General features: G+C 68.2%; 7 protein-coding genes. 3 read left to right on the top strand and 4 right to left on the bottom strand.

The genetic code is table 11. From position 1 onward, the window contains the following. Window positions 1–41: 41 nt before the first annotated feature. Both ELR45_RS12960 and ELR45_RS12955 read left to right on the top strand, forming a co-directional pair. Entirely contained in the window at window positions 42–461 is a 420-nt protein-coding gene (locus ELR45_RS12960; protein ID WP_129666505.1) for a hypothetical protein, read from the top strand. Window positions 462–893: 432 nt separating this feature from the next. Then, window positions 894–2,444: an MDR family MFS transporter gene (locus tag ELR45_RS12955; protein ID WP_205856508.1), complete on the top strand. Its 1,551-nt coding sequence runs from the start codon at window positions 894–896 to the stop codon at window positions 2,442–2,444. A 74-nt stretch (window positions 2,445–2,518) separates the two neighbouring features. Here the strand turns inward: ELR45_RS12955 and ELR45_RS12950 are convergent, their stop codons facing one another. Genes ELR45_RS12950 through ELR45_RS12935 form a run of 4 tightly spaced genes read right to left on the bottom strand, consistent with a single transcriptional unit; the run spans window position 2,519 to window position 5,972 of the window. Beyond that, window positions 2,519–3,106, bottom strand: a complete 588-nt coding sequence (locus ELR45_RS12950) for a hypothetical protein (RefSeq protein ID WP_129666501.1) — start codon at window positions 3,104–3,106, stop codon at window positions 2,519–2,521. Beyond that, entirely contained in the window at window positions 3,106–4,488 is a 1,383-nt protein-coding gene (locus ELR45_RS12945) for a DUF58 domain-containing protein (RefSeq protein ID WP_129666499.1), read from the bottom strand. The genes ELR45_RS12950 and ELR45_RS12945 overlap by 1 nt, the downstream gene beginning before the upstream one ends. After that, the gene (locus ELR45_RS12940) at window positions 4,485–5,081 is read right to left on the bottom strand and encodes a hypothetical protein (protein WP_129666497.1); all 597 of its coding nucleotides are present in this window, start codon (window positions 5,079–5,081) and stop codon (window positions 4,485–4,487) included. The genes ELR45_RS12945 and ELR45_RS12940 overlap by 4 nt, the downstream gene beginning before the upstream one ends. 3 nt (window positions 5,082–5,084) lie before the next feature. Then, the gene (locus ELR45_RS12935) at window positions 5,085–5,972 is read right to left on the bottom strand and encodes a DUF4129 domain-containing protein (protein ID WP_129666495.1); all 888 of its coding nucleotides are present in this window, start codon (window positions 5,970–5,972) and stop codon (window positions 5,085–5,087) included. Between the two features lie 115 nt (window positions 5,973–6,087). On the opposite strand from ELR45_RS12935, the gene ELR45_RS12930 reads away from it, so the two are divergent. Then, the coding region (locus tag ELR45_RS12930) for a vitamin K epoxide reductase family protein (protein WP_205856507.1) at window positions 6,088–6,602 on the top strand (515 nt) is incomplete at its 3' end.

The following is a 6,602-nucleotide window of genomic DNA, read 5'->3' as shown; positions in this document are numbered from 1 at the left end:
CCACCCCGGGGCGCACGTTGAGGATGTCGCGCAGCCACGCCGTGGTCGACGACGCCCCCAGCCGGCGGCCCAGATCCCGGCTGTCGGCTTCGGCGATCAGCCGGGTCAAACAACTCGGCCTGTTTCGCCGCCAACCCATGCACCCGGGCCAGCACCCCGGGCAGGTCCTCGTCGTGGATCGCTGCGGCATCCACATCCAGGCCGTGCTCGAACGCGGCATCGGCAGCATCCAGCACGTCCAGCACCGGATGCCGGCCACCACCGGCCTGGTCAGCCTGGCCAGCATCGGACTCGGCGGTGCTGTCGCCATTGTCGGCGGCGGAACCGGCACGCCCGCCAGCGTCATTGCCGTCGTGGCTGTCCGGCCAGGGGCCACGCCCGCTGGAGTGGCGCTCGCCCGCGACGTGTGCGTCGAGGCCGCTGGAGGATTCACGTTCGAACATGTGATCCAGTTTAAATGATCTCGGCCGAAGCTTCCACAGGTATGGCTTCGCTGTCGGCGGAATTCAGCGTCGTTAGGGGTGTCATCGGCCATGTCAGGCGCAGTTGGACGCGTCCGACGTCGACGGGCGGTTAGTGGTTGTTATCAAGAGGCAACAGGCCCTTCGCGTGAGGTCGCGGGGCCGGGCGAGCCCGATTCGCAGACGGCACCAGGACACCGCATCGATACCCGATTCAGGCACCGCCGTGCGCCGTGGCGTAATCAGGCGGTCATGTCGTTGCACGGACGGACTTCTGGAGGATGGCACGATCCTTGTCTCCGAATCGCGGCGGTAGCCGGCCGTCGTTGTGGCGATCGTCTGGCTCACGGCCAACCCCACGACGGCGTGGTGACAATCGACACCTCCAAATAAAGTTGCGTCGTACATATAAATCGGTATTAACTGGAGAGCGTGCAATCACAGAAGCCTGATACCGACGGCTTCCTCTCGCACAGGCAGATTCTGGTCGTGCTGGCCGGTCTGATGGCCGGGATGTTCCTCGCAGCGCTGGACCAGAGCATCGTGGGTGTCGCGTTGCCGCGGATCGTCAGCGAGCTGGGCGGATTGAACCACCTGTCCTGGGTGGTCACCGCTTACCTGCTCACCACCACTGCGTCGACGCCGCTCTGGGGGAAGATCTCGGACCTGTACGGTCGGCGCCCGACGTTCCAGGCGGCGATCGTGACTTTCGTCGCCGGTTCCACGATCGCGGCCCTCGCGGACAGCATGGGCGTCCTCATCGGCGGGCGAGCCGTCCAGGGTCTGGGCGGGGGAGGCCTGATGGCCCTCGCGCTGGCGATCGTCGGCGACGTGATCCCGCCGCGCGAGCGTGGCCGGTACCAAGGCTACTTCGGCGTGGTGTTCGGGTCCGCGAGTGTGGCCGGTCCGCTGTTGGGTGGCTGGTTCACCGACGGACCGGGCTGGAGGTGGATCTTCTGGATCAACCTGCCGATCGGCGTGGCGGCGCTCGTCGTGACCTCCCTGGCGTTGAAGATGCCCAAGGTCCGCCGCGACCACACCATCGATTACCTGGGCGCGGCACTCGTGGTCGCGTCGGTCAGCTGCATCCTGCTCTACACCGCATGGGCCGGCGACGAGTACGGCTGGGGCGACCCATACTCACTGGGGCTGCTGATCGCCGGCGTGCTGGTAGCCGGTGTCTTCGTCTGGTGGGAGTCACGAGCGGCCGAGCCCATCATGCCGCTGCGGCTGTTCCGCAACCGGGTGTTCACCCCGTCGGTGATCTTCACCGTCATCATGGGCGTCGCGATGTTCGGCGGGCTGATCTACTTGCCCATCTACATGCAGGTTGTCCAGGGGATGTCGCCTACCGAATCCGGTCTGGCACTGCTGCCCGCCATGGTGGGGATCTTCGTCAGCTCGATCGGGTCAGGACAGCTGATGACCCGGAACGGCCGGTACAAGGTATACCCCATCCTCGGCGCGGGGATCACGGCGACGTCCATGCTGCTGCTGTCGACGCTCGGCACGGACACGCCGTACTGGCAGGTCGCGATGTACGTGTTCGTGTTCGGCCTCGGGCTCGGATTCACGCTGCAGATCCTGGTCACGATCGTGCAGAACTCGGTCGAGCGATCGGACATGGGTGTCGGCACATCGAGTGTGGCCTTCTTCCGCTCGATGGGTGGAGCCTTCGGTACGGCGATCTTCGGCGCGGTGCTCAACTCCAGGCTCGCGCACTACCTGCGGGACTCATCGACGACGATGCCGGAGGGCGTCGACGAGGCCAACGTGGCGAACAACGTCCAAGCGATCCAGGAGTTGCCGGACGGACCACGGGAGGCGATGACCGGGGCGTGGGTGGAGGCGTTGAACGACGTGTTCCTGACCGCGGTGCCGTTCCTGGCCGTGGCCTTCATCGCGGCGCTGCTCATCCCGGAGATCCCGCTCGGTACTAGGCGTGCGGAGGCGTCCAGCGAGGAGCCGACCGCCGTCCCGTGACCCTCGCCCCACGGGCCACGTTGTTGCGTGAGCTGTGGGCTTCGCGTCGTTGGTGATGTGCCGCGCATCGGTGGTCACGGCGAGACGAGCAGGGCGAGTAGAACCAGCGCCTGGCTCGCACCCTGTACGGCGACGAAGCGGCGCAGCGCCGGCCGCAGAGCCGCATGCTCGAGGTCGGTGTCCCACGGTGCGACTGCAGCCAGCGCCGCCACCAGATGAGCGACGTGGAAACCGAGCACGGCCGGCATGAGCCAGGCAGACAGCTCGACGTCAGCGAACACAATCACGGCAGCGCTCGACGCCAGCAGAGCGGTCGTGGCGTGCGAGTCCGGGCGGATGACGACGTAGACGGCCTGCGCAAGGAGCACGACGACGAAGAAGACGTGCGGTCCGGCCCAGATCGTGACGGACGCGATCAAGATGACGCATGCCAGCGCGAGAACACCCCGTAACCGCCACGATGGGAACGTGGGACCGATCCGGCCCCGGGCCGCTTCCGTGCTGCTCGCCGCTTCCGTGGTGTGCGCCGCTGCGCCCGCCTCGTCCTGATTCGATCCGGCCGCCTTCGTCGTGGCCGCCGTCGTCGTAGCCGTAGTCGGCTTCGTCGGTATGCCGGAATCGGCCGTCGGCTCGGGCCGCGGTTCTCCGGAATGTGGGTCCATCAATGCCGGCTCCTCCGTGGTGCCCGCGCCAGGCGGGCGAGGCTGAGCGCAAGCCGGCTCGGCTCGGCTTTGGTCACGGTGACGCCGTTGCTCGTCAGTGCGGCCAGACGCTCCTGGCGTTCGGCCATGACGACGCGGAGAGCCAGCGACATCGGCTGGTTCTTCCGGTCGACGTGCAGCGGATCCGGCATGACATCTACCGCCAGGACTGGATGACCGGCCCGCCTCCATCCCGCGGCGAGCTCGACGACGGTCTCGTCGAGGAAGACCGACGTGACGACGATGATCGCTCCGGGCGGAAACGCAGGGATGCGCTGGGCGACGCGGGCCACGTCGCCCGAACCGGGACGGCGCGTGTGCAGGGCGAGGTGGCTGCGGATCCGCATGAGCTGGCGTCCGCCGCTGGCCGGCCGGACCATGCGTGACGGCGTCGACAGGTCGAGCATTCCCACCCGGTCACCATGGGCGAGATACGTGGCGGCGACCGAGGAGACCGTGTCGACGGCGATGTCTATGCTGGTGCGCCCGATCTGGTCCTCGTCATCGACGGGCGCCACCTCGGCCACGGAAGACCACGTGGCGACCTCGGGAGCGAGATCGAACCGATTGTCCAGGCAGCAGACGACGTCGGCATCGGCGTCCACCAAGGTCCGTCTGGTGAACAGCTGCTCGTACGGTCCGGACTGCCGGGATGTCACCCGCCAATCGACTCTGCGCAGCCGGTCACCGGGCACGAATGGTGAGATCTCGTGGAGTTCGGTGCCTTCGCCCGGGCGCCTGGTGCGATGCGCTCCGACCATTCCGGCGGGCCGGGGTGGCAACGGGCCGGACGGCAGCCGCGTGCTCACCGCCGGGAGCACCTGTGCGGTGAACGGCCGCGCCTCGACAGGTCCGGTGACCCAGAGCGCGTCAGGACCGGCCACCAGGTGATGCGGGCGGCTCAGCTCGTGAGTTCCCCAGGTGGTGATCTCCATCTCGGTCACGATCTGCCGGTCACCGCCATCGGTGCTCGGCGCCAGCACGACGACCCGTTGGCCGTCGCCGTTCTGGATGTCCGGTGGCAGCAGCACCGTGACGGTCTCTGCATCCGACGGCGTGATCGCGGTGGCCAGCTTTGCGGTGCGCCCGGCGTCGAGCCGGGCCGGGCCGCTGACCTTCACTGACGGCGGAGTCTCGTGCGCGGGTTCGGCCCCGAACTCCTTCGCGAGCGCGGTGAACCGGCCGCGGGCGAGCAGCGTGCCGAGCACCAGCGGCGTTCCGAGCAGGAGAAGCTCGACCCGGCCGAGGATGAGCGCCGCGCACGCGAGGACGACCGGCAGCGCGACGGCGCGGGCGTAGGCAGGGGTAGGACGCCAGCTCTGACGTCGTGCGTACATGATCACCGGGCGGCTCCTCCGTCGTCCGGCCCGGTGCCGCTGCCCCTTACTCCGCCTGCCGCAGCGAAGGCGTCGGTGCCGTCCGCCGCAGCGAAGGCGTCGGTGCCGTGCGGCTCGGTGTCCTCTGTGTCCGCATACTCCGCGTCCGCGTCGTCGAGCCGTTCGATCGCGGTCACGATGGTGCCGACACCGTGCAGATCCGGATTGAACTGGTCAGTGACCAGGACGTTGTACACGTCGTGCCCGAGAAGCTGCGCGGCGCGTGGATCATCCCAGGCGACCCCGATCCGGTGCAGCCGGGCGACGGCCAGACGCCGGAGCCTGTGCTGCAGCCCCGGGTCGGGAGTGCGCCCGCGGACGCGTTGCGAAATGCTGGTGGTCAGACGGCCGACCTGGTGCGAGCCGCCCCCGTAGAGGTGCCGGGCGGCGAGCGGCCACGGGAAGTACGATCCCTCCGGCCAGTATCGCTTCGCCCAGATCAGGAATCCGGTGACGACGATACCGATCAGTACTGGGCGCCAGCCCTGAACTCCGAGACCGAAGGCGGTCAGGCCGGCACCGATGCCGGCGAGTGGTCCGAGGACGTACCAGCGTTTCATCGCTCACCTCGTTCCATCGTTCCCGGCGGGTGGCGGCGCGCTGCTGTCGGCGGCGTCCGCCGGCTCTGGATCGTGCCGCTCCGCCGCATCGTGCCGGTCCATTGCACCGTCCGGGACCGGCGCATCGTCCGGGTCCGGTGTATCGCCTCTGTTCGGAGTCTGCAGTGTGCGCAGGATCGTTGCCAGTGCCTGGCGAGCCACGTCCACGTCGCCTGCGGTGATGTCTGGCTGGGACGAGAATCGCGCCCGATGGTAAAGGTCGCGGAGGCTGCCGATGGCGTCGGCGTCGGCGTGGTGCCGGCTCAGTAGATGGGCGGTGAACTCGCTGGGAGTCTGCGACGGCTGTCGCGGCGCACCGGAGCCAGCTGCGGCGCCCTCAAGCGCCAGCCATGCTTCGATGATGGCATCCGGGTCGGCCGCGTCCGTCTTGTCCAGAGCCGAGCCGGCAGACCGCACGGCCTTGCGCAGCTCATCGGCGCTGTCAGCCAGGTCGTCCAGTTCGCCGCCCGTGATGAGGCTGCGCCGGCGTGGGCCGAAGCCGCGGGGCAGCCGGCGCAAGAGAAGGACGACGACGGCGGCGATCAGGGCGATCAGGACGCCGAGGGCGATCTCCCACGGTATGGAGATGTCCAGGCCGGCGTCGTCGTTCTCGGCGGGCTCTTCCGCCCACGTCGGCCGTAGCTCGTCTTCTCTGGGCTGTTCCAGGGCCGGTTGCCCGTTCCGGTCGCCGTCGTCCCTCCAGTCGGGAGGGTCCACCTCCATCCGGCCGATGCCGATGATGCCCACGACGAGCAGTGCGAACGCGCCGAGTGCGGCGAGCGCGGGCAGACGGGCCCCGAGGCTGCGGTCGCCGTCGGACTCGCGGCCGGAACGGCCTCTTGATGCGCGCACAACACGATCCTGGCATACGACGAGGAAGATCTCTTTCACGGTTCGGGCACTCTGCGCGGATGGAGTACGTTAAAGGGTGCGGCGAACACCAAGCATTGACCGTCAGGGTGGAGCGATGACCACACAGATACCGGCAGACAGCCAGGCAGATGAGGAAGAGCTGCTGGCTGACGACGACCTTGCCGAGGACGAGGACCTGCTGGACGAGGTCCGCTTACCCGAACAACGCGCGTCGTCGTTCGCGCTGGGGTGGCTCCTGCTGATCGGCGGCGCCATCGGGCTCGCCGGCTCCGCGACGCTCGCCATCGAGCGCATCCTGCTCCTTCAGGACCCCGGTCACACGCCGTCCTGCAGTTTCAACCCGATCGTCACGTGTGGCGCGGTGATGGAGAGCTGGCAGGGTGAGCTGTTCGGCTTTCCCAACCCCTTCATCGGCGTGGCCGCCTTCCCCGTCGTCATGACGTTCGGCGTGATGCTTCTGGCGGGGCTGCGGCCACCGAGGTGGATGTGGCTCGGGCTCTGGGCCGGCACGGTACTCGGCGCGGCCTTCGTCACCTGGCTTTTCACCCAGAGTGTGTACGTGATCGGCGCATTGTGCCCGTACTGCATGGTGGTGTGGCTGGCGATGAT

Source organism: Phytoactinopolyspora endophytica, from assembly GCF_004138495.1.
In the GTDB taxonomy this organism is placed as follows: domain Bacteria; phylum Actinomycetota; class Actinomycetes; order Jiangellales; family Jiangellaceae; genus Phytoactinopolyspora; species Phytoactinopolyspora endophytica.
The sequence above is the reverse complement of the archived record's forward strand: the minus strand, read 5'-3'. Positions and strand labels throughout refer to the sequence as shown.